17 protein-coding genes are annotated in these 23,893 nt (G+C 45.0%); 6 read left to right on the top strand and 11 right to left on the bottom strand.

From position 1 onward, the window contains the following. Positions 1-71 precede the first annotated feature (71 nt). Positions 72-461, top strand: a complete 390-nt coding sequence (locus tag ACRC53_RS07195) for a type IV pilin protein (RefSeq protein WP_438642810.1) — start codon at positions 72-74, stop codon at positions 459-461. 93 nt (positions 462-554) lie between these two features. Here ACRC53_RS07195 and dnaJ read toward each other — a convergent pair whose 3' ends face one another. After that, positions 555-1,691, bottom strand: coding sequence for a molecular chaperone DnaJ (gene dnaJ / locus ACRC53_RS07190; RefSeq protein WP_438642809.1), 1,137 nt, complete (start codon positions 1,689-1,691; stop codon positions 555-557). 91 nt (positions 1,692-1,782) lie between these two features. Beyond that, positions 1,783-3,690, bottom strand: a complete 1,908-nt coding sequence (gene dnaK / locus ACRC53_RS07185; protein WP_438642808.1) for a molecular chaperone DnaK — start codon at positions 3,688-3,690, stop codon at positions 1,783-1,785. Positions 3,691-4,096: 406 nt separating this feature from the next. On the opposite strand from dnaK, the gene ACRC53_RS07180 reads away from it, so the two are divergent. Further along, a complete protein-coding gene (locus ACRC53_RS07180) occupies positions 4,097-4,696 on the top strand; it encodes an acetate uptake transporter (RefSeq protein WP_438642807.1) in 600 nt (199 codons plus the stop codon). A 175-nt stretch (positions 4,697-4,871) separates the two neighbouring features. Here the strand turns inward: ACRC53_RS07180 and purL are convergent, their stop codons facing one another. After that, entirely contained in the window at positions 4,872-8,765 is a 3,894-nt protein-coding gene (gene purL, locus ACRC53_RS07175) for a phosphoribosylformylglycinamidine synthase (protein WP_438642806.1), read from the bottom strand. Positions 8,766-9,014: 249 nt separating this feature from the next. On the opposite strand from purL, the gene mltF reads away from it, so the two are divergent. Together mltF and ACRC53_RS07165 are read left to right on the top strand one after the other, a co-directional pair. Continuing rightward, a complete protein-coding gene (gene mltF / locus ACRC53_RS07170; protein WP_438642805.1) occupies positions 9,015-10,565 on the top strand; it encodes a membrane-bound lytic murein transglycosylase MltF in 1,551 nt (516 codons plus the stop codon). A 242-nt stretch (positions 10,566-10,807) separates the two neighbouring features. Beyond that, entirely contained in the window at positions 10,808-11,002 is a 195-nt protein-coding gene (locus tag ACRC53_RS07165; RefSeq protein WP_438642804.1) for a hypothetical protein, read from the top strand. A 19-nt stretch (positions 11,003-11,021) separates the two neighbouring features. Here the strand turns inward: ACRC53_RS07165 and tadA are convergent, their stop codons facing one another. Further along, positions 11,022-11,519, bottom strand: coding sequence for a tRNA adenosine(34) deaminase TadA (tadA, locus tag ACRC53_RS07160; RefSeq protein ID WP_438642803.1), 498 nt, complete (start codon positions 11,517-11,519; stop codon positions 11,022-11,024). 222 nt (positions 11,520-11,741) lie between these two features. Then, a complete protein-coding gene (locus ACRC53_RS07155; RefSeq protein WP_438642802.1) occupies positions 11,742-13,298 on the bottom strand; it encodes an AbgT family transporter in 1,557 nt (518 codons plus the stop codon). Positions 13,299-13,608: 310 nt separating this feature from the next. Between ACRC53_RS07155 and ACRC53_RS07150 the strand changes: the two genes are divergently transcribed. Both ACRC53_RS07150 and ACRC53_RS07145 read left to right on the top strand, forming a co-directional pair. Beyond that, positions 13,609-13,809 carry a YaeP family protein gene (locus ACRC53_RS07150; protein ID WP_438642801.1) on the top strand — a complete coding sequence of 67 codons (201 nt, stop codon included), beginning with the start codon at positions 13,609-13,611 and terminating at the stop codon, positions 13,807-13,809. 164 nt (positions 13,810-13,973) lie between these two features. Then, the gene (locus ACRC53_RS07145; RefSeq protein WP_438642800.1) at positions 13,974-14,222 is read left to right on the top strand and encodes a Rho-binding antiterminator; all 249 of its coding nucleotides are present in this window, start codon (positions 13,974-13,976) and stop codon (positions 14,220-14,222) included. Between the two features lie 74 nt (positions 14,223-14,296). On the opposite strand, the gene ACRC53_RS07140 is transcribed toward ACRC53_RS07145, so the two are convergent. The 6 genes from ACRC53_RS07140 to cadC all read right to left on the bottom strand — a co-directional run bounded on the left by ACRC53_RS07140 (position 14,297) and on the right by cadC (position 23,668). Next, on the bottom strand, positions 14,297-14,620 hold the full coding sequence (locus ACRC53_RS07140) for a c-type cytochrome (RefSeq protein WP_438642799.1): 324 nt from the start codon (positions 14,618-14,620) through the stop codon (positions 14,297-14,299). Between the two features lie 45 nt (positions 14,621-14,665). After that, positions 14,666-15,985 carry a tRNA lysidine(34) synthetase TilS gene (tilS, locus tag ACRC53_RS07135; RefSeq protein WP_438642798.1) on the bottom strand — a complete coding sequence of 440 codons (1,320 nt, stop codon included), beginning with the start codon at positions 15,983-15,985 and terminating at the stop codon, positions 14,666-14,668. 163 nt (positions 15,986-16,148) lie between these two features. After that, a complete protein-coding gene (gene pdxY / locus ACRC53_RS07130; protein ID WP_438642797.1) occupies positions 16,149-17,006 on the bottom strand; it encodes a pyridoxal kinase PdxY in 858 nt (285 codons plus the stop codon). A 140-nt stretch (positions 17,007-17,146) separates the two neighbouring features. Continuing rightward, positions 17,147-19,282, bottom strand: coding sequence for a lysine decarboxylase (cadA, locus tag ACRC53_RS07125; RefSeq protein ID WP_438642796.1), 2,136 nt, complete (start codon positions 19,280-19,282; stop codon positions 17,147-17,149). Positions 19,283-19,393: 111 nt separating this feature from the next. After that, a complete protein-coding gene (gene cadB / locus ACRC53_RS07120) occupies positions 19,394-20,707 on the bottom strand; it encodes a cadaverine/lysine antiporter (protein ID WP_438642795.1) in 1,314 nt (437 codons plus the stop codon). 1,248 nt (positions 20,708-21,955) lie between these two features. Continuing rightward, positions 21,956-23,668, bottom strand: coding sequence for a lysine decarboxylation/transport transcriptional activator CadC (cadC, locus tag ACRC53_RS07115; protein WP_438642794.1), 1,713 nt, complete (start codon positions 23,666-23,668; stop codon positions 21,956-21,958). Positions 23,669-23,893: the final 225 nt, after the last annotated feature.

Raw genomic sequence — 23,893 nt, 5'->3', positions numbered from 1 at the left:
GCAATTTAGCGAACAAAACGAGCAGTTACTTATTTGGGTGAGACCTGTATTCCAGATATTAAGGAAAGAGTATGAAAGGAAATAAGGAAATTCAGACAGGATTTACGTTAATAGAGATGATGATTGCCGTTGCAATCGTTGCTATTATTGCTGCAATAGCAATTCCCTCTTACCAAAGCCATATAATTAAATCACGCCGTACCGAAGTGCTCACTCAGTTATTACAAGGGCAATTAGCACAAGAAAAGCAGTGGTTAATAAATAAATCATACCATACCACTCCTGCAAACATTGGGTTAATCAACTCAACTTATTATACATTTACTATCCCTATTTCGGCGACAGCAAATACCTATACACTGAACGCAACGGCCATCGGCTCACAAACAAAAGATACAAACTGCACCACACTGACTCTTGATGATAAAGGAAATAAAACACCTGCAGCTTGCTGGCGATAACACTCTTTTGGCCATAAAAAAGCCTGAACACAGTCAGGCTTTTTTGCTCAAATAATGGCTAACATGATCATTTTAAACGATCTGATAACGCGATTAGCGTGTCAGATCATCAAAAAACTTCTTCACGCCATCAAGGAAGCTTTTAGATTTTGGGCTGTGCTTACTGCGTGCATCGCCATCGCAGCTTGCTTCAAGCTCTTTGAGCAGCTCTTTTTGACGCTCACTCAGTTTAACCGGCGTTTCAACCACGACACGGCACATTAAATCACCCTGTGCACCACCGCGTACCGATTTCACACCTTTACCACGCATACGGAACATACGGCCAGTCTGTGTTTCAGCCGGAATTTTCAGGCTAACACGACCATCGAGCGTTGGTACTTCAACTTCACCACCCAACGCTGCCATCGTAAAGCTGATCGGCACTTCGCAGAAGAGATTGCTCTCTTCACGCTGGAAGATTTTGTGATCTTTTACATGCACTTGTACATACAGATCACCAGCCGGAGCACCTTGCTCACCCGCTTCACCTTCACCCGTTAAGCGGATGCGGTCACCGGTATCCACACCTGCAGGGATCTTAACTGACAGCGTTTTGGTTTTCTGAATACGACCATCACCATGGCATTTGTTGCACGGGTCTTTGATGATCTGACCACGGCCATGACAGGTCGGGCATGCTTGCTGAACAGCAAAGAAGCCCTGACGCATCTGCACTTGGCCTGCACCATGACAGGTTGTACAGGTGGTCGGTTTACTGCCCGCTTTTGCACCGCTACCGTGGCATCCATCACACTCAACCATGGTAGGGACTTTGATTTCTTTGGTTACACCTCGAACCGCTTCTTCCAGAGTCAATTCCATGGTGTAACGCAGATCAGCACCACGGCTGGCACGCTGTGAACGACGACCGCCACCGAAAATGTCACCAAAAACATCACCGAAAATATCGCCGAAGTCTGCACCGCCGCCAAAACCACCAGCACCGCCACCCATTCCGCCCTGCTCAAATGCGGCATGACCATACTGATCATAAGCAGCTTTTTTCTGATCATCAGTGAGGATCTCGTACGCTTCTTTGATCTCTTTAAAGCGCGCTTCCGACTCTTTATCACCCTGATTACGATCAGGGTGATACTTCATCGCTAAGCGTTTGTACGCTTTTTTGATCTCTTTCTCATCTGCTTCGCGGGTTACACCCAAAACTTCGTAATAGTCGCGCTTCGCCATAATCTCTTTCACCTGCCCCTACATGAATGTACGGGCGCAGGATTTTCATCCAACGCCCGTACCATGTTCTCACAATCCCTTTATCAAGGAATTATTTTTTATCTTTAACTTCTTCGAACTCAGCATCAACAACATCGTCATCTTGCTTTGCACCATTCGCTTCAGCACCCGCTTGCGCTTGTGCTTGCTGCTGGCCCAGTTCCATCAGTTTGCTTGATACTTCAACCAAAGCTTGAATTTTCGCTTCAATTTCAGCTTTATCTTCACCTTTTGCTGCAGTTTCTAGCGCAGTCAGAGCTTCTTCAATCTTCGCTTTTTCATCTGCTGGCAGTTTATCACCCAGATCAGTGATTTGCTTACGCGTTCCGTGGATCAGGTGGTCAGCTTGGTTACGGGTTTGTACCAGCTCTTCAAACTTACGGTCAGCATCAGCATTGGCTTCTGCATCACGTACCATTTGTTGAATTTCGTCATCGCTCAGACCAGAAGAGGCTTTAATCGTGATTTTTTGTTCACGGCCTGTTGTCTTGTCTTTTGCCGATACGTGCAAGATACCATCAGCATCGATATCGAAAGTCACTTCAATTTGTGCTGTTCCACGCATGCCCGGCTGAATGCCTTCTAGGTTGAACTGGCCCAGTGATTTGTTATCACCGGCACGCTTACGCTCACCCTGTAGTACATGAATAGTTACAGCAGACTGGTTATCTTCTGCGGTAGAGAACACTTGGCTGTGCTTAGTTGGGATAGTGGTGTTCTTCTCAATAAGCTTAGTCATTACGCTGCCCATGGTCTCGATACCCAGAGACAGAGGCGTTACGTCTAACAGCAGAACGTCAGTTACATCACCGGCTAATACGCCACCTTGAACCGCAGCACCAATGGCAACCGCTTCATCAGGGTTCACATCTTTACGTGGTTCTTTACCAAAAAACTCAGCAACTTTCTTCTGAACCATTGGCATACGAGTTTGGCCACCGACCAAAATCACATCATCAATTTCAGATACTGACAGACCTGCATCTTGCAGAGCTACTTTTAACGGCTCTAAAGAGCGTTGAACCAAATCTTCGACCAGTGCTTCGAGTTTCGCACGCGTCACTTTGATATTCATGTGCTTAGGACCGGTTGCATCTGCAGTAATGTACGGCAGGTTCACATCGGTCTGCTGGGCAGAAGAGAGTTCGATCTTCGCTTTTTCTGCAGACTCTTTCAGACGCTGCATAGCCAGTGGATCATTACGCAGGTCAATACCCTGCTCTTTCTTAAATTCATCAACAAGGTAGTTGATCAGACGGTTATCAAAGTCTTCACCACCGAGGTGTGTATCACCGTTGGTTGCCAACACTTCAAAGGTCTTGTCGCCATCCATCTCATTGATTTCAATGATAGAGATATCGAAAGTACCACCACCTAAGTCATACACAGCGATAGTGTGGTCGCCGCCCTCTTTATCTAAACCGTACGCTAATGCAGCAGCCGTTGGTTCGTTGATAATACGCTTAACTTCCAGACCTGCGATACGGCCAGCATCTTTCGTCGCTTGGCGCTGTGCATCGTTGAAATATGCAGGAACAGTAATAACCGCTTCAGTTACTGGCTCACCCAAGAAATCTTCGGCGGTTTTCTTCATTTTTTTCAATACTTCTGCAGAGATTTGTGGCGGAGCCATTTTCTGGCCTTTCGCCTCAACCCATGCATCACCATTATCTGCAGCAACAATTTTAAACGGCATAATGCTTTTATCGCGCTGCACTTCTTCATCAGAATCGCGACGGCCAATCAGACGTTTAATTGCAAATACGGTGTTTTGTGCGTTCGTTACAGCCTGACGTTTAGCCGGCTGGCCAACTAAGATCTCGCCATCTTGGGTATACGCAATAATTGACGGGGTTGTACGATCACCCTCACTGTTTTCCAGCACACGTGGCTTATCGCCATCCATAATAGCGACACAGGAGTTAGTTGTACCTAAGTCAATACCGATAATCTTGCCCATCGTGCATCTCCAAAAACTTAACTGAAATTCTATTTAATGAGAGCGGAAGATAAAAAATACCCAATCTTAAATACTCAGTATTGTGTATCTCTCTCTTCGACAAATTGCTTCGCTCTTGCGATTGATTAATAGATGGGGGCAGTTCAATGAACCTCAAGGGGAAAAATTAAAAAAAATGAAATTTTTCTCTTTTGCCTGCTAATCAAGCAGTACATCATCAATTCTCACCATTCCACTCCTATCGTTACTCAATTTTTATTGATTAGATAAAAAAAAAGCGTATTATTCGCGCGCGTAGTTGAATTTCATTAAATTTACTTACACTTTAATGCAATTTATTTCAGTTAATTTATGGCGGTGCGCCGTCTTTTTTGTCGATTGGCAACTGCCAGTCAAAGGAGAACAAATGTCCAACTGCAATCTGGCCAATCCGGCACCACTCGGTCTGATGGGTTTTGGAATGACCACCGTGCTGCTGAACATTCACAATGCTGGTTTTTTCCCTGTTAGTGCGATGATCATGAGCATGGGTATTTTTTACGGTGGCTTGGCACAAGTTATTGTTGGCATTATGTGCTACAAAAAAGGCGATACTTTCGGTACAACGGCATTTACCTCTTACGGTTTATTCTGGCTGACACTGGTTTTCCTGTGGTTGCTGCCTGCCATGGGCGTTACTGCACCAACTGAACATGCCTTTATGGGCCTCTATTTAGGGATGTGGGGCATTTTCACCCTGTTTATGTTCTTTGGTAGCCTACAATATTGCCGTGCCAAACAGTTTGTTTTTGGTAGTCTGACTATTTTGTTCTTCTTGTTGGCTGCCCGTGATCTAACCGGCAGTGAGCTGATTGGTACTATCGCTGGATTTGAAGGCATTATTTGTGGGTTTAGCGCCATTTATTTTGCGATGGCCCAAGTTTTAAATGAAACCTATGGCCGTACGGTATTGCCTGTTGGTGAGTTGAAAAAAGTATCTGCAAAAATGGTACTGCAAGCCGCTTAATACGCTTTTTGGGGATATAACGCAGTATACTTGCACGGATTCGTCATATTCTATTAATGTAGTCCCTTAAGACATTGAACATCACACAGAATAGAAAAGAGCCCATATAAAATATGGGCTCTTTTTTTGTCTTTTTTTCCTATATCACTTTATAGAATAGCAACATGATCACTAATCAACCGAGCTGACAACGAGCGTTGCGGAACATCCGCATCCACGGGCTGTCTTCGCCCCAGTTATCCGGATGCCATGAGTTGCTGACCGTACGGAACACCCGCTCAGGGTGCGGCATCATAATGGTCACTCGACCATCAAGGTTGGTCAATGCGGTGATCCCGTTGACCGATCCGTTCGGGTTTGCCGGATAGGTGGTGGTCATCTTGCCTTGATGATCAACAAAGCGCATCGCCACCAGCTGATTTTGCTCAAGCGCATTCAGTTGCAGCGCATCACGCAACTCAACCTGCCCTTCGCCATGCGAAACGGCAATCGGCATACGTGAACCGACCATATCGTTAAAGAACAGTGACGGGCTGGCGGTAATTTCAACCTGACTGAAACGTGCTTCAAAACGCTCGGATTTATTGCGCACAAAACGTGGCCACTTATCTGCCCCCGGAATCAAACTGTTTAAGTTTGACATCATCTGACAACCGTTACAGACCCCCAGTGCCAATGTATCCTGACGGTGAAAGAACGCCTCAAACTGATCACGAGCCTGCGCATTAAACAGAATCGATTTTGCCCAGCCTTCCCCTGCACCCAGTACATCACCGTATGAGAAGCCGCCGCACGCAACCATTCCTTGAAACGCTTGCAGGTTAATCCGGCCGCTGAGAATATCGCTCATGTGTACATCGAGTGCATCAAAACCGGCACGATCAAAAGCCGCAGCCATCTCAACATGCGAGTTCACACCCTGCTCACGCAGCACTGCCATTTTCGGGCGAATACCGGTAGCAATATAAGGTGCTGCAATATCCTCTGCCGGATCAAAGGTCAGCCGTGCGTGCAAACCGGTATCATCCGGATCCTGCTTGGCCTGATGCTCTTGATCTGCGCACTCAGGGTTATCCCGACGACGTTGCATATGCCAAGTCATCTCGCCCCAGATCTGCCGTAAGCGTGAACGGGTATCTTCAATAATAATGTGGCTACCACGGCGAATGCTAAACAGATCATCCGTTACCGGCGCACCAATTTCATGAGTGATATCGAGCAAACCATGCTTGACCAAGATTTTCCGTACATCCGTAATATGACTATCTTTTATTTGCAGTATTGCGCCCAGCTCTTCGCTAAACAACACACTGAGATTGTCATCACCAAGTGCGCCGATATCCACTTCAACACCACAATGGCCGGCAAACGCCATTTCAGCCAGCGTAACAATCAAACCGCCATCGGCGCGATCGTGGTATGCCAGCACATGACGAGCCGCAATCAGCTCTTGCATCGCATTGAAAAAGCCCAGCAACCGTTCTGCACTGTTTACATCAGCCGGTTTATCGCCCAATTGTTTGTAAACCTGCGCCAGTGCCGATCCGCCGGTACGATTTCGCCCTTCGCCCAAGTCAATTAACAACAAGCGTGAAACGCCCTGATCGATGCGCAGTTGCGGTGTTACCGTGGCGCGCACATCTTCGACACGGGCAAACGCGGTGATCACCAGCGATAATGGCGAGGTGACTGCACGATCTTCACCTTCGTGCTGCCAGCGGGTTTTCATCGACATCGAGTCTTTTCCCACCGGAATGGTTAGCCCCAATGCTGGGCACAACTCTTCGCCTATCGCCTTGACTGCGGCATATAGCCCAGCATCTTCACCCGGATGACCGGCCGCCGACATCCAGTTTGCCGAAAGCTTGATACGTTTAATGTCACCAATTTGGGTCGCTGCAATATTGGTGATCGCCTCACCCACCGCCAGTCGCGCGGAGGCGGAAAAATCAAGCAGAGCAACCGGTGTCCGCTCACCCAGCGACATGGCTTCACCATAGTAGCTATCAAAGCTAGCACTGGTCACCGCACAGTTCGCGACCGGAATTTGCCACGGGCCAACCATTTGATCACGCGCGACCATTCCCGTCACACTGCGATCGCCAATGGTCACAAGGAAGGTTTTTTCGGCCACTGCCGGTAAGCGCAGTACGCGCTCAAGCGCGTCGTGCAAGGTTGCCGTACCCAGCAGCAATTTTGACCCTTCGGCCTGCTGGCTCTGCACATCACGTAGCATTTTTGGCACTTTGCCGAGTAGGACATCCATCGGTAAATCAATTGGATGATTATCAAAATGGCTGTCGTACATGCTCAAGTGCGGTTCGGCAATGGCTTCACCAATCACCGCATACGGCGCGCGCTCACGCTGGCATAGTGCATCAAACAGCGGCAACTGTTCAGGAGAGACAGCTAGCACATAACGCTCTTGTGATTCGTTACACCAAATCTCCAACGGGCTCATACCCGGCTCATCACTGGCAATCGCACGCAGATCAAACTTCCCACCACGGCCACCATCGTGTACCAGCTCTGGCATCGCATTTGACAAGCCGCCAGCACCGACATCGTGAATAAACAGAATCGGGTTCTGCTCACCGAGCTGCCAGCAGCGGTCAATCACTTCCTGACAGCGGCGCTCCATCTCAGGGTTATCACGCTGTACTGAGGCAAAATCCAGATCTTCGCTCGACTGACCCGATGCCATTGAAGATGCCGCACCACCGCCCAAACCGATATTCATCGCCGGGCCGCCAAGCACAATCAGTTTTGCGCCGACCGGGATCTCACCTTTTTGGATATGGTCTTCACGGATATTACCGAGCCCACCGGCCAGCATAATCGGCTTATGATAACCCCGGATCTCACGACCATTGTGGCTGCTGACCTCTTCTTCATAGGTACGGAAGTAACCTAGCAAAGCAGGTCGGCCAAATTCATTGTTAAAGGCGGCGCCGCCAAGCGGCCCTTCGGTCATGATGTCAAGCGCCGACACTATACGGGCAGGCTTACCAAAATCGGTCTCCCACGGCTGTTCAAAGCCGGGAATACGCAGGTTTGAAACTGAAAATCCGACCAATCCGGCTTTTGGTTTAGAGCCGCGTCCGGTTGCACCTTCATCACGAATCTCACCGCCTGAACCGGTTGCCGCCCCCGGCCACGGTGAAATGGCGGTTGGGTGGTTATGCGTTTCAACTTTCATCAAGATATGGCTTGGCTCTTGATGATAGGCGTAACGGCCACTCTCTGGTTGAGCAAAGAAACGGCCAACCGTTGAGCCTTCCATCACCGCAGCATTATCTTTATAGGCAGAAAACACATGCTCTGGTGTTTTCTCAAAGGTGTTTTTGATCATCTTAAACAACGATTTGGATTGCGGCTTTCCGTCAATAATCCAATCGGCATTAAAAATTTTATGGCGGCAGTGCTCAGAGTTTGCCTGCGCAAACATGTAGAGTTCGATGTCATTTGGATTACGCTGTAAACGGCTGAAATTGGCATGCAGGTAATCAATTTCATCGTCAGCCAACGCCAGACCAAGGCGCTGATTAGCCAGCTCAAGTGCTGCGCGGCCCTCATTCAATATATCAACAGATTGCAGCGGTACTGGGCACTGCTCAGTAAAAAGAGCCTGTGCCTGTTGCATGTCGGTAAATACACTTTCCATCATGCGGTCGTGTAGCAGGGTACTGACGGTATGCTGCTGTTCGGCTGTCAGTGAATCGGCTGTGAGATAATAGGCGATACCACGCTCTAGGCGCTTTATCTTTGTCAGACCGCAATTATGTGCGATGTCTGTCGCTTTCGATGACCACGGTGACAATGTTCCCGGACGCGGAGTGATCAGTAGCAAATACCCTTTAGGCTCATGTTCCGGTAAAGAGGGGCCATAACGCAGTAAACGCGCTAATTTACTTTGTTCATCAGCCGTTAACGGGCTACTCACATCAGCAAAATGCATAAATTCAGCGTATATATCCATTATTGGCAATGTTGCATTCTGACAACAAGACAGTAGCTGTTTTACGCGAAAAGCTGAAAGTGCTGGTGAGCCGCGCAGTATTTCCATCATCGATTCACTCTCTTTAGGATCAGTATTGGCTAAAAGGCCGCCACATTATAGATAAATTTCGATAACAACGAAACCGTTTGCGTCGTGATAATTACAGGGTTCTAAACATCGATTTATCGATAACCTAGCACTGAATGTTGTAATAAAAAGATTGCGTCAAACCGATGAGTTAGAGAAAATGCCCAATTCCATTTGCACAAAAAGCCACCAATTCATTATCCCCATAACATTCCATAAAGAGATAATCTATTGAAAACGCTGAATTTTAAACTTATCAGCTGTCTGTTATTTCTAGCCGTGGGATTGGCTATCTTATTACCGGGACGTAATGGCTTTTTTAACAATGACAGCCAATTAGAGCAGGTAAAAAAGCGCGGAGAACTGCGTGTAGGCACACTCAATAACGCCTTATCTTATTACATTGGGCCAACAGGCCCTTCAGGTCTTGAGTATGAGCTAAGTAAACGTTTTGCTGATTATTTGGGTGTTGAGTTACGTATTGAGTCAGCATTTACAATCAGTGATCTGTTTCCTGCAATCAATGAACAACGCATTGATATGGCAGCGGCAGGTTTGCTGTTTAACCAAGAACGCTTATCTCAATTTCGCATTGGCCCTTCTTATTATTCGGTATCCCAACAATTAGTTTACCGTAAAGGGAATACTCGCCCTAAAACGCTAAATGATATTCAGGGCTCGCTGATGGTTTCCTCAGGATCGGCACATGCAGCAACGTTAAACCGCTTAAAAGAGAGCAAATACCCACAGTTACAGTGGCAAATCAGTACGGATCTCTCTTCGGAAGAGATGCTTAATAAAGTCGCAAAGGGTGAATTAGCGTATACCATAGCCGATTCTGTTGCGATTGCAGCGTTACAACGGGTAAAACCTGAACTTGCTGTTGCTTTTGATATCAGTGATGAAGATCCTGTTGTCTGGTACATGAAAAAAAATAAAGACGACAGTTTATACGCTGCGATGCTCGACTTTATGAGTCAAGTGGTTGAGGACGGCACGCTTGCGCGTTTAGAAGAGAAATATTTTGGTCATATTGATGAGTTCGACTATGTTGATACACGAACCTTTTTAGCACAAATTGAGAAAACGCTGCCGCAGTACCAAAAGCTGTTTGAGCAGTATGCCGGCGATCTGGACTGGCGCTTACTTGCAGCAGTTGCATATCAAGAGTCACACTGGAACCCTGATGCAACCTCACCAACCGGTGTACGTGGCTTGATGATGTTAACACGCCCGACAGCCAGTTCTGTGGGGGTCAGTGATCGCACTGATCCTGAGCAGAGTATTCGTGGTGGTTCAGATTATTTAAGCCGATTACTCGACAAAATCCCTGAAACCATTCCAGAAGATGAACGTGCATGGTTTGCTTTATCCGCTTACAACATTGGTTTTGGCCATATGATGGATGCTCGCAGATTGACAAAATTACAAGGCGGCAACCCCGATGCTTGGACTGATGTAAAACAGCGCCTACCTCTACTGAGTCAAAAGCGTTACTACACCCAGACTCGCTATGGATTTGCCCGTGGTGGAGAAGCATTTCGTTATGTAGAGAATATTCGTCGTTATATGCAAAGTTTGGTGGGCTATAATCAGGCACAACAGGTAGCGATGGACGCGAAACAAAAAGAGGTTGCTCCTTTGAATGATACAGGTGAAGTCACCGTGATTAATTCAGCAAAAGAGGCGCATACACAAAATGTCATCCAGCAAGAGGCGATGGCTGAATTAAAATCGCCAAATGCTAATCTCACTACGGCAAAAGTGAAAGAGTCATTGTAACCTTGATTACTCATGACTGAATAAACACATCTTTTACAGGGCATAGCCTGCGTATTACTGATGCTACTGAGCTAACAAACAGATCTGGCCCAAAAAGAGTTATGCTCTTTTTGGGCCTTTTTAATGTGCTGTTTTTTCACTTAGTTCAAGAATATTACGCTCTGCCTTTACCAAACATTCATATTCTGGTAACAGTATGCGGGTTTAATAACACTTTATATTGTTAAGAAGAGAGAGTAGATATGGTTCGAGGCCGTAAAAGTTTGGGTGCAAGGCGCACCGGTATAGCATGGTCTCCACGTCGGTTACGCATGCTAGTAAATCGAAAACGCAAAGTGTTATGCCGCAACCGTATTTTTGTGCTCTGTAATTTAGATGATGTGTGTGCAGAGTCTCTTAATTATAGGCTCTCTTCCCCTGCACCGTCTGGCCGTTAAAAACGATGTTATCACTGCGCTATAAGGCCTGTTTCAACTGCATTTTATTGGCTTTGTGTTCTGCTCGGCGGCGACGAAAAAAAGCACTGAGTTGTTCAGCACATTCTGTGGCTAATACGCCTGAGAGAATGGTTGGCTGATGGTTAAAATGGGGTTCACGCAGCAGATTTATCACCGAGCCGGCTGTGCCGGTTTTTGCATCTGATGCGCCATACACCAACTGACCAATCCGACCATGTACCATAGCTCCACAACACATCGCGCAAGGCTCAAGTGTGACATACAATATTGCATCAAGCAGACGGTAATTGCTGATCACCTTTCCTCCCTGGCGAATCGCCATCATCTCTGCATGTGCAGTTGGATCATGCTGACCAATAGATCGATTCCAGCCCTCACCAATAACTTGCCCATTGAGCACTAATACCGCACCTACAGGCACTTCCCCCTCTGCTTCAGCACGTGTGGCCAGCGTCATTGCATGACGCATCCAGAACTCATGGTTTTGTTGTTGCATGTTGTCACTCTGTTGGTCTTTTCATCTTGCGGTGTATTATAAACAATGCTTCATCAATCAATACAGCATCACCTTCGCTTGCAAAGAAAAAAGTAAAAAAGGCTGCCAAGGCAGCCTATAAGAGATCAAAATTGAGGTATTAATCGTGTGCTAACACGCTACTGTGCAGTAAATATATGGCTATTCATTAGCCATAAAATTTATCGCTACCTGCATAACATATTATCCTGCAATAGGATAAGTATACGGTGCTTGTAACCCTAGCGGTAGACCTAAGCCCCACCAGCAGAGCAAGAAGATGATCCAACTGATCATAAAGGCAATAGAGTATGGCATCATGATAGACACTAACGTACCTACACCGGTCTCTTTCACATAACGCTGACAATACACGACTACCAGTGGGAAAAAGACCATGAGTGGTGTAATGATATTAGTGGTGGAATCACCAATGCGGAATGCGGCTTGTGTCAGCTCTGGCGATAAGCCAACTGCCATCAACATGGGTACCATAATCGGTGATAACAGTGCCCATTTCGCTGATGCCGAACCGATCAAGATATTAACCATCGCGGTTAACAGTACCATGCCGATAATGGTTACTTCACCCGGTAAGGCCATATCTTTGAGTACACCTGCACCGGATAAAGCAAGTAGTGTACCCAGATTAGAATCCCCAAAAGCCTTGATAAACTGCGCGCAGAAAAATGCCATTACCATATAAGAGCCCATTTTGCTCATGGTGCTGCTCATCGCATCAATAACATCTTTACCGGATTTAAAGGTACCCGCCACTCGGCCATACACAATCCCCGGAAAGATAAACAGCAGGAAAATCAGCGGGACAATAGATTTCATCACCGGCGCGCTATAACTGGTCAGCGAACCGTCAGCCGCTCGCAGCGGCGAGGTTTCAGGCCACAACAGTGCGGCAAGCAGTAATAGACCACCCAACATAGTCAAGCTGGCAGCACGAAAGCCACGATTATCGGCTTCGCTGTATGCGGTCATGTCTTCTGGTTCAGGTAACTCATCATTGAGCGGCATTTTGCTAACGCGCGGCTCTACAATTCGCTCAGTCACCCACCAGCCAACCAGTGTAATCATCACTGATGAAGCCATACCAAAGAACACATTACACAGGGTATTTACCGTGTAATCACCGTCAAGCAAGCGTGCTGCTGCTTGGGTAAAGCCTTGTAATAGCGCATCGTTACCACAGGGGATAAAGTTTGCCGCAAATCCGCCTGATACGCCGGCAAAGGCAGCAGCCAAACCCACCAGCGGATGACGACCTGCCGCATGAAAAATAATGCCACCAATAGGGATCACCAGCACATATCCAGCATCGGCTGCGGTATGACTAAGCATGGCGACAAAAATCAGCATTGGTGTTAACAGTTTAGCGGGGGTCACTCGCAATAGCTTTTTCAATCCGGTATTGATATACCCTGACTGTTCAGCAACACCAACCCCCAACATAGCCACAAGCACAATACCAAGCGGCACAAACGAGGTGAATGTGGTCACCATATTCGTTAGAAATGCAGTGAGTGCGGTGCCCGTTAGCAGGTTGTTGACCTGTACAGTTTCACCGTTAGTGGGGTTGATCATATCAAATGTCATCTGCGATAACACGGCGGAGACAACCCAAACTAAAATAAGTGCATATAAAAACATGATCGCCGGATCAGGTAATTTATTTCCTGCCCGTTCAACACCATTAAGAAAACGGTTCATCATGCTGTTTTTTGACGTTTTTTCTTGTAGATCAGTCATTAGCATCCTGCCCAAAAGTAAAAAAATAAAAAAAGCGAAGAATGCTACCATGAAGGGGCGAAACGATATATTACACAACTCAAAGAATAGATATTACTTATTTCAATCTGTAATAATGAGGATGATTTCGCACGATTTACTCAAAAAGCATTGCATCTTATTGTATAACACTGCACATAATGGCTAAACAACATACAATAACTGCAAAAAATGTCGCGATATGCGTTCAAAATCGTCTTTCTGTAATGGCTTGTAGTAAACTATAAAGAGATGTAATACACCTATTTTTATTTATTCCATGAGGTTTAAGATGTGGGAGTTCGGCGAACGTATCCGCCAAGTTTATGCACAAATTGGCAGTGGTGAGGTAGGCTATATTTCTGATGCTCTGCTTTGTGTATTAAAAACATTAGATAACATTGCACAAAACAGTGAGCTTCCTGAGAGTGTACGCCAAGAGGCAGCTTATGCAGCCGCTAATTTATTAATGAGTGATGTAGAACTAAAGTAGTATTACCTACAGTATAGCGTGCAAATACACGGTCTCTTTTATTTGCCAAGATATTTTTTAGATAATACTTATATTTCTATTGTTCTTATACTTCGCTCATACTCAGTCACTCTATTTTTGTATATCACTTTATCTATATATAAAGCGTACAAAGGAGCACGACAATGAAAGCGTATCAACCCATATCTTGCGCTATTTATGATCTGCTAGAACTCGCCTGCATGCACCATTATCGGCTACACATCACCCAAAAATCAGGGGATGTGATCGAAGGAAAAGCATTAGATATGCAGGTAAAAAATCAGCAAGAATTTATTGTGGTACAGCTTTCTGATGGGTATGAGATGACATTACGTTTGGACACCTTACACTCGGTTAGTCATGAGCGGTTTGGTGTCCAGTTTTTAGAGTAATGCCCCACAATATCAGGTTTACATGACGACACTACTCATGATGACATGAGTGTTATGTAGGCTATAGGTTGATATTACTTGCCCTTTAAACTGGCATAATAGGCAGCAAGATCAGCAAGTTGTTGATCAGTCATGCTCTCCATCAGTGGTGTCATCATGCTTGTCATTCCCCCTGTGCGATCGCCATCGCGATAAGCACGCATTGAAATATCCAGATATGCTTCATTTTGCCCTGCTAAACTTGGGTAAATAGGAATCGCTGCAATTCCCGCTTTTCCATGGCATGAGGCACAACTTGCCGAAAGTGTTTTACCTGCTTCAATATTTCCTTCCGCAGCCAATGCTGCTCCTGATGAGCTAACCGCCAGCAGCAGTGCAAAAAATACGCCTGATTTCATGTTTATCCCTTTTATTCTTCTGTATTGTTTTTATTGCAAATGCTATCAACAAAGCCATGGCCTTGCCCAATAAATTTGCCACTGTGGCTCTTTTTCAACAGCCTGCCCTTCATGGGTGACAAAGACACCTAATGCCGCAATTAAGGTTTCGCCATAAAACAGCAGTGGAATGCGATCACGCTGCCACGGTGGGATCTGGTTCTCTTGCCAAAGCTTTTTTAGCTGACGTGAGCCGTTACGCCCAACAATATGAAACTTCCCCTGAGCCCGAAAACGGATGCTGACAAACTCAGCCGGTAGCGGAGCGCGCACAGTAATTCCACCACTTTGCAGCCGCAATTCACCAAGATGATCTGGCAACGTTAATGCACTTAAACCGTTCCACATATATACAGTATCGTGCAGTGATTGCATTTGTGGTAGCAAGTATAAGCGTTGCTTAAAACGGCGAATTTGCCACTGCTGAATGCCTAAAATAGGGTCAGCATCAGCACGTGCCAACGCTACTTGCGCCCACAACCGTTGCAGTTGCTCGCGCGATGGCATTAATACCCCTAAGCAAGAGAACCAACGGCGCAGCACAGCTTGCCGTTTAAAGTCAGACATCGCTTTAAGGCCATCAATTTCAATGGATTCATCATCATCCAACAACGCTTGCAGTGATTCGAGTAGCAATTCATCGAGCAAAGCCTCTTGCTCACCACATAACGCAGCACTGCGAGCCATTGCATCGCCAATATGTGGCCAACGCTGGGTTAACGTGGGAAGAACGTGCAAACGCAGGAAATTACGGTCAAAACGCGGGTCGGCATTACTTTCATCCTCAATCCAGCGTAGTTGATTGTGCTGTGCATAGGCCTCTATTTCAGCACGGGTCACTTTCAACAACGGGCGTAATTGCTGCCCACGAGTAAATGGCATTCGATCGGTCATTGCGGCTAAACCGGCCGGGCCACTGCCGCGTTTTAGCGCCAACAGCACAGTCTCCATCTGGTCATCTAAATGTTGGGCGGTAACTACGCTCTCTCCGGCAACAAGTAAACTACTGATGGCCTGATAACGGGCATCACGAGCCGAGGCCTCTAGGCTAGTCTGCGTTTTTTGCACGTGTACGTGTACCACATCAAGCGGTACGCCCCACTGCGCACAAATTTGCGTACAGTGTTCAGCCCACAGATCTGCATTAGGGCTTAAGCCGTGATGAACATGCACTGCCCGCAATACCCGTGAAGGGTTAAGTGCGCGCAAACGCACCATAACATGCAGCAGAACTGTTGAGTCAACACCGCCACTGTACGCGACCAAGATACGAGTATCTTGCCCGAGGCACTCTGCAGCATGTGTCAGAATAAGATCGCTGTTCATAAGATTTTCAAGGTCATTAATCTGGATCAGCACAAAGAGGAGATAACAGCCTGTTATCGGTAAGCGCACCACAATAATTACACAGACTATTATAGCAATACGGGTAGCTAATATCTTAGCTACCCGTACGCACGTTATCGCTCAATAGGTTAGGATGCAAGGATCAAAGCACTTGTGCCCGATATTGACTGACAGGGTTCACAATATGCTCACGCGCAGCAACAATTTGGAGTTCATATTTTTGATTTTTTTGTGTACACGTCATCACATCATTAATGGCATTGGTAGTATGCTCAAAGGCATCTTGTTCGGTTTTACCATTGAGCAAATTGGCTAAAAACACGGCGCTAGTAAGATCACCAACCCCAACAGGTTGACGATCAAAATCATGCAGTGGCCGGCTAATATGCAGTATTTGCTGCTGGCTCACCAGTAGCATCTCAAATTGAGTTGAGTTTTTACCCGCGCGGCTAAGGTGTTTTACCAATACCATTTTAGGCCCACGCGTCAGTAAATGCTGTGCAGCAGCAACGGCTTGATCAAAATTATCAACCGCCATACCTGACAAAATTTGTAGCTCAATAAGGTTGGGAGCTAATACATCGGCACAAGGTACGGCATCACGAGCAAGGAACTCAGCTACGCCATCGGCTACAATACAGCCTTTTTCCGGATGCCCCATAACCGGATCACAAAAATAGAGTGCTTGAGGATTTTTTGCTTTTACCGCACGCACTGCTGCTAAAATAGATTGCCCCTGCTCTGCTGCACCGATATACCCAGATAACACAGCATCGCACTCATTGAGTACACCAATCTCATCCATTCCTTGGGTAAGCAAACCAATTTGCTCTTGTGGGAATACCATACCTTGCCATTTTTTATATTGGGTATGATTGGAAAATTGCACCGTATGCAATGGCCACACATCAACACCCAATAATTGCATCGGTAATACTGCGGCTTTATTCCCCGCATAGCCATAAACCACATGAGATTGGATAGACAGTACATTTTTCATCAATTACGTGCTCCGAACGCGCAGCAGGGCAATCAGCGTTTCATTGTAATAAGTAAAGTAGAATAGGTTAAGAATATAAGATTTTATGAACGTAAGGTAAAAAAAACGGCGCTTTATGCGCCGTTTTTTGTATATATAAATTACTGCTTGATGATTTTCACTGTGTAACGGCCATCATCTTGACGATATGCACCGTGGATATCAGTTTCAAAACCTGGGAAATGAGCCCCAATTTCGCACAGCATTTGCAAGAACTCTAGCACTGGGCGGCTCTCTTCGGTGATCATCTCACCTGGCATCACCAGTGGAACACCTGGTGGGTATGGAAGGATCATGTTGGCGTTGATCTTACCGACCATCTCTTCCAGATAGCACTCTTCTACGTGACCACGTAGCTCTTGTTGGAATGCTGCATGTGGTGTCATGATCTGCTTTGGCAGTACTTCAAATGCAGTATACATCAGCTCTGGCAGATTATGATGGCAAATCAGCTTGTGAATGCCTTGTGCCAATTCCTGAATACGCATTTCTGCATAGAACTCAGGATTAGAGGCATACACGCTTGGTAGAATGTTCTTCACCTTCATGTTCAGATCGTAGCAACGTTTGAACTCGGTTAGACCACGCAGCAGGCTCAGTGCCTTGGTCTTATCGATACCGATACTGAACAAGAATAACAAGTTATAAGGGCCTGTTTTCTCAACAATGATACCACGATCGTCTAGAAACTTAGCCACTAACGATGCTGGAATACCTTGCTCTTCGAGTGAACCGGTTTTGCTTAAACCTGGGGTCAGCAACGTCACTTTGATTGGGTCAAGGAACATATGATTTTCATCAATGTTCTTGAAGCCATGCCAGCTCTCTTTTGGATCTAAGTTCCAGCAAGCCACTTCATCAACACTTTCTGGCTGCCATACATCAAAGAACCAACCATCACACTCTGCGCGCAGTTGTTTGATCTCTTTACGGAAACGGATAGCACGATCGATAGAGCCTTGGATCAGGCGCTTACCGGCATTACCTTTCATCATTGCCGCTGCGGTTTCAGTGGAAGCCACAATACCGTAGTGCGGAGAAGTAGAGGTGTGCATCATGTACGCTTCGCTGAAGGTCTCTTCGTTGATATCACCTTTAACGTGAATCATCGAAGCCTGAGAGAACGCAGCCAGCAACTTGTGAGTAGACTGGGTTTCGTAGAATACTTTACCTGGTACACGATCACCGCTCATACCACACTTGCCCTGATAGATTGGGTGGAAGTTGGTATAAGGAACCCATGCAGAGTCAAAGTGGATAGACTTAACATCCAGAGTTTTCTTGATGGTATCAGTATTGTACAGCAAACCATCGTAAGTTGAGTTAGTTACTACGGCGTGAACTGGCCACTCTGCGTTAGGTGTTTCAGCAATTTTCTGCTCAATGGCTTTACGTGTAAATTCACTGTGTGGAATACCACCCAAAATACCGTAAGCGTTACGGGTTGGGCGGAAATACAACGGAGTCACATCACTCATCATCAACAGGTGCGTCAATGATTTATGGCAGTTACGGTCAATCATGATGGTGCTGCCCGCTGGCGCGGAGTACATACCAACAATTTTGTTTGCTGTTGATGTACCGTTAGTCACCATGTAGCTGCGTTCAGCGTTGAAAGTACGTGCAATATACTCTTCTGCTTCTTTGTGTGGACCTGAGTGGTCTAACAAAGAGCCAAGCTCACCGACAGAAATAGAGATGTCAGACTTCATGGTATTCTCACCAAAGAAGTCATAGAAAATGCTACCCACTGGAGATTTCTGGAACGCAGTACCACCCATGTGACCAGGAGTACAGAACGTGTACTTACCTTCATCTACATATTTGAACAGTGCTTTCGTTAGCGGAGGCAGAATATCATCAATATAAGCGGCAACAGCTTGCTCAATTTTCAGTGTAATGTCTGAAGCCATATCGAGTGCGTATTCAAAGAACGTTACATTTAGACGCAGATCACTTAGGCTAACATCCAAGCTAGAGTGAGTATTTGCAAACGCAAACAGAGGCAGTTTTTCGTTTAGCTCATTGATATCACGGCACAGATCTAGGCTATAGTTATCCCAGTCAAATACCACACCCGCAACGCGAGCATTGTTTTCCAGCAATTTTAAGAGATCTTCACGGTCATTTGGATAAACAACTTGAAAACCTTTATCTTCTAAAGATGCGTGCAGTTCACGGATTGGCTCTTCTTTAAAGAACGCACCCATGTGGTTCATGATAGCAATAATATTCATTATATAACCCTTACTTTATATCGTACTGCCACCTCTTCTGTCAGAGATAACATTGAGTGTGACAGTACGCTTTGAGGATATGGTTTAGCTATTTTTCAATCAGACTTATCATTACGCAGCTTTTGTTGCTGCGCTTTTACGACCAATTTTGTTGGCATAGAACATCAGAATAATCAGGCTGACAATGAAAGTGGCTGTCAACTGAACAGATGTTGCACCGGCCAAAGCAATGAAACAGAAGGCTGCGGCGATAATAGAAGCAACAATACTCAGTACACTGCGGGTTGTTGCGCCTTCAAAACGAATTAAGTTCACTGCTGAATAGAAATACGGCAGCATGGTCAGCAGTACTGCGATACCCGTTAGTTGACCAAACAGATCAGATGCATTTGCACCACTAGAGCTTGCGACTGTTAGCAAAACCATCAGCGCCGTCATTTTACAAGATGCTAAGATCAACCCTTTCTTTGGCACACCGTTCTTGTCCATTTCGCCGTATACCGCTGGGAAGTTACCATCTTGTGCTGCACGTGCACCGGCTTGACCAACTAGCATCATCCAAGAACCCAGAGAAGTCAGACAGGCAATAGCAGTAAATGCAGAGACCAGAGGTGCAGCCCAAGAGCCCACCATTTTAGATGTACTTACTGCAAACGGTGCACCAGAAGCAGCCATTTCAGCAGCAGGGAACATCCCTGACATCACTTGAGTTGCTAGGATGTAGATAATACCCGCCAGACCAGTACCCAGCATGGTAGCCATTGGTACGGTACGCTGTGGATTGTCTACCATACCGGTACTGACCGCAGCAGATTCCACACCCACAAACGCCCACAGGCATAGCAACACTGAACTGATAATCGCTTTTGTACTTGGCTCGCTAGTCGTATTCCAGTTAGCAACATATGTTGCAGAATCAAACCAAGCCCAACCAAAAATAGCGGTTGCAACAACAGGAATCAGTACCAAAATCAAACCGATACTGGTCAAACGGCTTACCCAAGAACCACCTAGCAGGTTAATAAAGGTAAAGAACCATACCGCTGCAATACACGCGATACCTGCCGCAACAGGTTGGTTTAAAATAGGGAAGAATGTAGATAAGTAAGCAACCGCCGTAATTGCGATAGCCAAATTACCAATCCAGTTAGCATGGTAATACAGAACACCGGTCTGAAAACCAAATACCGGAGCAATCTCACCGGCATAAGCAATAGGGCCACCTTCTTGCGGGTTTTTAGTTGCCAAGCGCGCATATACATAAGCTAATGACATTGCGCCAATCAGGGAAATAACCCAACCCCAAATAGAAATAGAACCAATACGTGCTAAGTTAGCAGGTAATAACGCAATACCGCTTCCCATCATATTACCGGCAACAACCCCCGTACAGGCAAGTAAACCGATTTTTTTCGTCGATGACATGGTGACTCCTGAACTTCATTTTTTTGAAATTTCACCATCACTGAACTGTATTTGATATATTTCCATCATATACAGAGTAATGACTACGTTACTGATATAGCATCATCGTGAACTACACCAGCCTGCTACATTCTTCTATAAAGTTAAATAAACGTAATATTTTACTGATTGGATTATTTATCAATGGCTCTACATATCGAGCAATAATACAATAACGTATTCACAGCAAAACTGACGCTTTAGCACCTTAACAAAACAGATCCCATCACCTGTTAGATAAACTCATACACCATGCTGATAAAACATACACACATGCATGTGTATTCTCAGGCTAACAAAAGATCCTTAGTGAAAATAAAATCACGCAATATCGTTTAATTACGACCAAGCTCTTTTGTGGGATAAATATAGCCATCGAAAAAATGAAAGTCCTAAACTAAAAATAAACTTCTTCGCCCATATCAAGAAATGACACAAATAGTACCTCTTTACCCTTGCGTCAAAATGTAACCATAAAACACAAAAAACACAAAAAACACAAAAAATACAAAAAATACAAACATAAACTAAATAAATCAATACGTTGATAGACATTTCATTATGTAAATAAACGCATGGTTTTCATGTTACATCACCCATAGTCAATATATTAAGATACAAACCGCACACCTGTTCTTTTCTTCTTATCAAGACCTAAAATAGGTATTTTGATAGCATTTATTTTATTTTAACCATTCTTGTTTAAAGATATTTAGCAAAGTAAAACATCGTATACAGAAAAAACATGAATTTCACACGCCATCTATAGCCACTTGAATGAATAATGCCAAACCCTCCATTTCTATTCACTTCTGCTCTGCTCTTTTTCCATATGAGAACAACATATTTACGGCCATTAAGTGCCTATTTATGAATATATTGTCTCGCGTCAACAATAGACCCCACACTCCCCCATCTTCTTTTACGCCTAAATTACGCTACACAGACATAACGGTATAAATACCGACTCAGACATGGCTCAATAAAAAAGGAGATATACAGCAAAGTGCCAATTTGAAAAGAATACAGAACATGCGATATAGCAAAGAAGAAAAAAGACGAGACGAGACGAGACGAGACGAGACGAGACGAGACGAGACGAGAATAATCTACACAAAGAACAACATTGCGTGGTCGAATAAAGTCGATTTAAAAGAAACTAAATAGCAAAAGAAAGTATGCAGTACAGTGATGCACTGTACTGCTTAATTACTCATACGACTCATTATTGAGATAAAACGCCACCGCATTTAAATCACTTTGGAAAATAGCGTATTTAATCCAATAATATGTGCCTGGGCCAGGTTGTTGACTATAAGCAGACAGATAAGCATCAGAGGCGTCACTAAACAACCCCTCTAACTCATACACTTTGCCTAAAATAACATAAGATAACCAGTTTTTTTCCAACCTCACTGCCTGTTCAGCATATGTCTGTGCCATGGCCAAATTACCGTTAATTAACTGAAATAGCGCCTGCAACTGCAATAAAATTGGATTCCCCTGTAGTGCAGGGTTATTGGTTAATGCCGTTAATTGCTGTTTAAAATCATGGCGAAGCTCAGTATAATTTTTCGCCGGTTGCAGCGTCATTAATACCATATTATTCAAGAGTAATTCTGCTTGGGCATATACAAAATTTGGATAACGTTTTAACAATGACTGCAATAACTCACGTGCGGATAAAAGCGAATTGATATCACCATTTTGCAACAACCGATGAGCATGGTAATACTGACGTAATGCCCCACCATCTTGTGGTGCAACTTGGCTTAAGCGGTCAAGTAATCCTACCGGAGGAGATAACCCTAAGACAGCAAAAACATGATTAATGACATCAATCTGCACCGTCAATAAATTTGTTTCGGTAATAATATACCGCTTGCTCATTAATGTTTTTTTAGTCGCATTATTGACTAACGAAATAGCTAAAAAGCACTGAGTTGCTGAATGATGCTGCAAATGCTCAAACTGTGCATAAATCGTTTTACCTGCAGTAGGTAAACCGTGGCCAATATAATTGGTCATATCATGTGCTGTATATACACTGTAGTTATTGAGTGCTTGCGATAGTAACCCATTGACACTCCCAATCGCCTCTTGGCTATCTGCACACGGAGTCTCTTTATTCGCAACCCATTGAATCTCAATATCATTTGGATTCATCAATAGCGGGGCATTTTGGCGAGTTGGCGATAAAAAATAGAGCGATATCCCTGCAAGAATAGCCAGAAATAGCGCAATAAATGCAGTTCGCCAACGAGTAGAAGAGTGAGCAGATGCAGTAACATCCTCTGTTTTTGTCAAGACAGCCATTGTTTGACTTTCTGACACACGATCTGCCCCATTTGTTGTCGCGAAGGTGGGCGCATAGTGCCCATGGGTAGCAAGTGTAGCATCGCCTGTTACAGACGGATTTTGTGTCTGCTCGGTATGCTCAGTTTTGTCATGCGGCAAACCGAACATCATCTCTGATGTCATGTTGACTGAAGAGAGTGGTATTGTCAGTAAATCACGGGTATCCAATATATTGGGAGCATGAGCTGCACTATTTGGCTCAACGCTGTGTTCAAAACGGCTATCAAGGCGATCATAAGGCATACACAGGGTGACAGGTGCAACAAGGCGATAACCACGCTTTGGCACCGTCATAATATATTCAGGTGCATCAGCTCGGCCATCTTTTAAACTTTTACGTAACTCTGAAATACACTGCGTAACCACATGTGGAGTAACGATATTACGCGTCCAGATATTATCAATTAGCTCATCACGGCTCAGTACTTCTCCCGGATGGGTAGAAAAATAACAAAGCATATCGACGAGTCGTGGTTCAACCACCAAAACCCGATCACCACGAACTAATTTATTATCGGCGGCAGAAACTAGCCACTCACCCACTCGGTAAGATTGATCTCGCATTATAAAGAATGTGGTTTCATGCTATCAGTGCAAAATTTTGAGGAGGCAAGGCTAACACGCTTTTGATATGAGAAAAACTTCCTATATCAAACAAAATTGATAAAAATGCACTTTCTTTGATATAAATATTTTTATTGTATGTTATCTGCACAATCTTAAGCGACAAACTTTACCTATAAAAATAGCGGCATATAGCCGCCATTTTTGTGATGACAAAATAGAATA

It is taken from the genome of Plesiomonas sp. (assembly GCF_051652165.1).
Lineage (GTDB): Bacteria > Pseudomonadota > Gammaproteobacteria > Enterobacterales > CAMTGL01 > Plesiomonas.
This window is presented reverse-complemented; position numbering and strand designations above follow the sequence as displayed.

Coding starts and splice junctions, on each gene's coding strand:
- tadA (WP_438642803.1), bottom strand. CDS start 11,519: ATGCAACAACAAAACCATGAGTTCTGGATGCGTCATGCAATGACGCTG.
- ACRC53_RS07155 (WP_438642802.1), bottom strand. CDS start 13,298: ATGACTGATCTACAAGAAAAAACGTCAAAAAACAGCATGATGAACCGT.
- cadB (WP_438642795.1), bottom strand. CDS start 20,707: ATGTCATCGACGAAAAAAATCGGTTTACTTGCCTGTACGGGGGTTGTT.
- cadA (WP_438642796.1), bottom strand. CDS start 19,282: ATGAATATTATTGCTATCATGAACCACATGGGTGCGTTCTTTAAAGAA.
- ACRC53_RS07165 (WP_438642804.1), top strand. CDS start 10,808: ATGGTTCGAGGCCGTAAAAGTTTGGGTGCAAGGCGCACCGGTATAGCA.
- dnaJ (WP_438642809.1), bottom strand. CDS start 1,691: ATGGCGAAGCGCGACTATTACGAAGTTTTGGGTGTAACCCGCGAAGCA.
- ACRC53_RS07145 (WP_438642800.1), top strand. CDS start 13,974: ATGAAAGCGTATCAACCCATATCTTGCGCTATTTATGATCTGCTAGAA.
- dnaK (WP_438642808.1), bottom strand. CDS start 3,690: ATGGGCAAGATTATCGGTATTGACTTAGGTACAACTAACTCCTGTGTC.
- purL (WP_438642806.1), bottom strand. CDS start 8,765: ATGATGGAAATACTGCGCGGCTCACCAGCACTTTCAGCTTTTCGCGTA.
- ACRC53_RS07180 (WP_438642807.1), top strand. CDS start 4,097: ATGTCCAACTGCAATCTGGCCAATCCGGCACCACTCGGTCTGATGGGT.
- pdxY (WP_438642797.1), bottom strand. CDS start 17,006: ATGAAAAATGTACTGTCTATCCAATCTCATGTGGTTTATGGCTATGCG.
- ACRC53_RS07140 (WP_438642799.1), bottom strand. CDS start 14,620: ATGAAATCAGGCGTATTTTTTGCACTGCTGCTGGCGGTTAGCTCATCA.
- tilS (WP_438642798.1), bottom strand. CDS start 15,985: ATGAACAGCGATCTTATTCTGACACATGCTGCAGAGTGCCTCGGGCAA.
- ACRC53_RS07150 (WP_438642801.1), top strand. CDS start 13,609: ATGTGGGAGTTCGGCGAACGTATCCGCCAAGTTTATGCACAAATTGGC.
- ACRC53_RS07195 (WP_438642810.1), top strand. CDS start 72: ATGAAAGGAAATAAGGAAATTCAGACAGGATTTACGTTAATAGAGATG.
- cadC (WP_438642794.1), bottom strand. CDS start 23,668: ATGCGAGATCAATCTTACCGAGTGGGTGAGTGGCTAGTTTCTGCCGCC.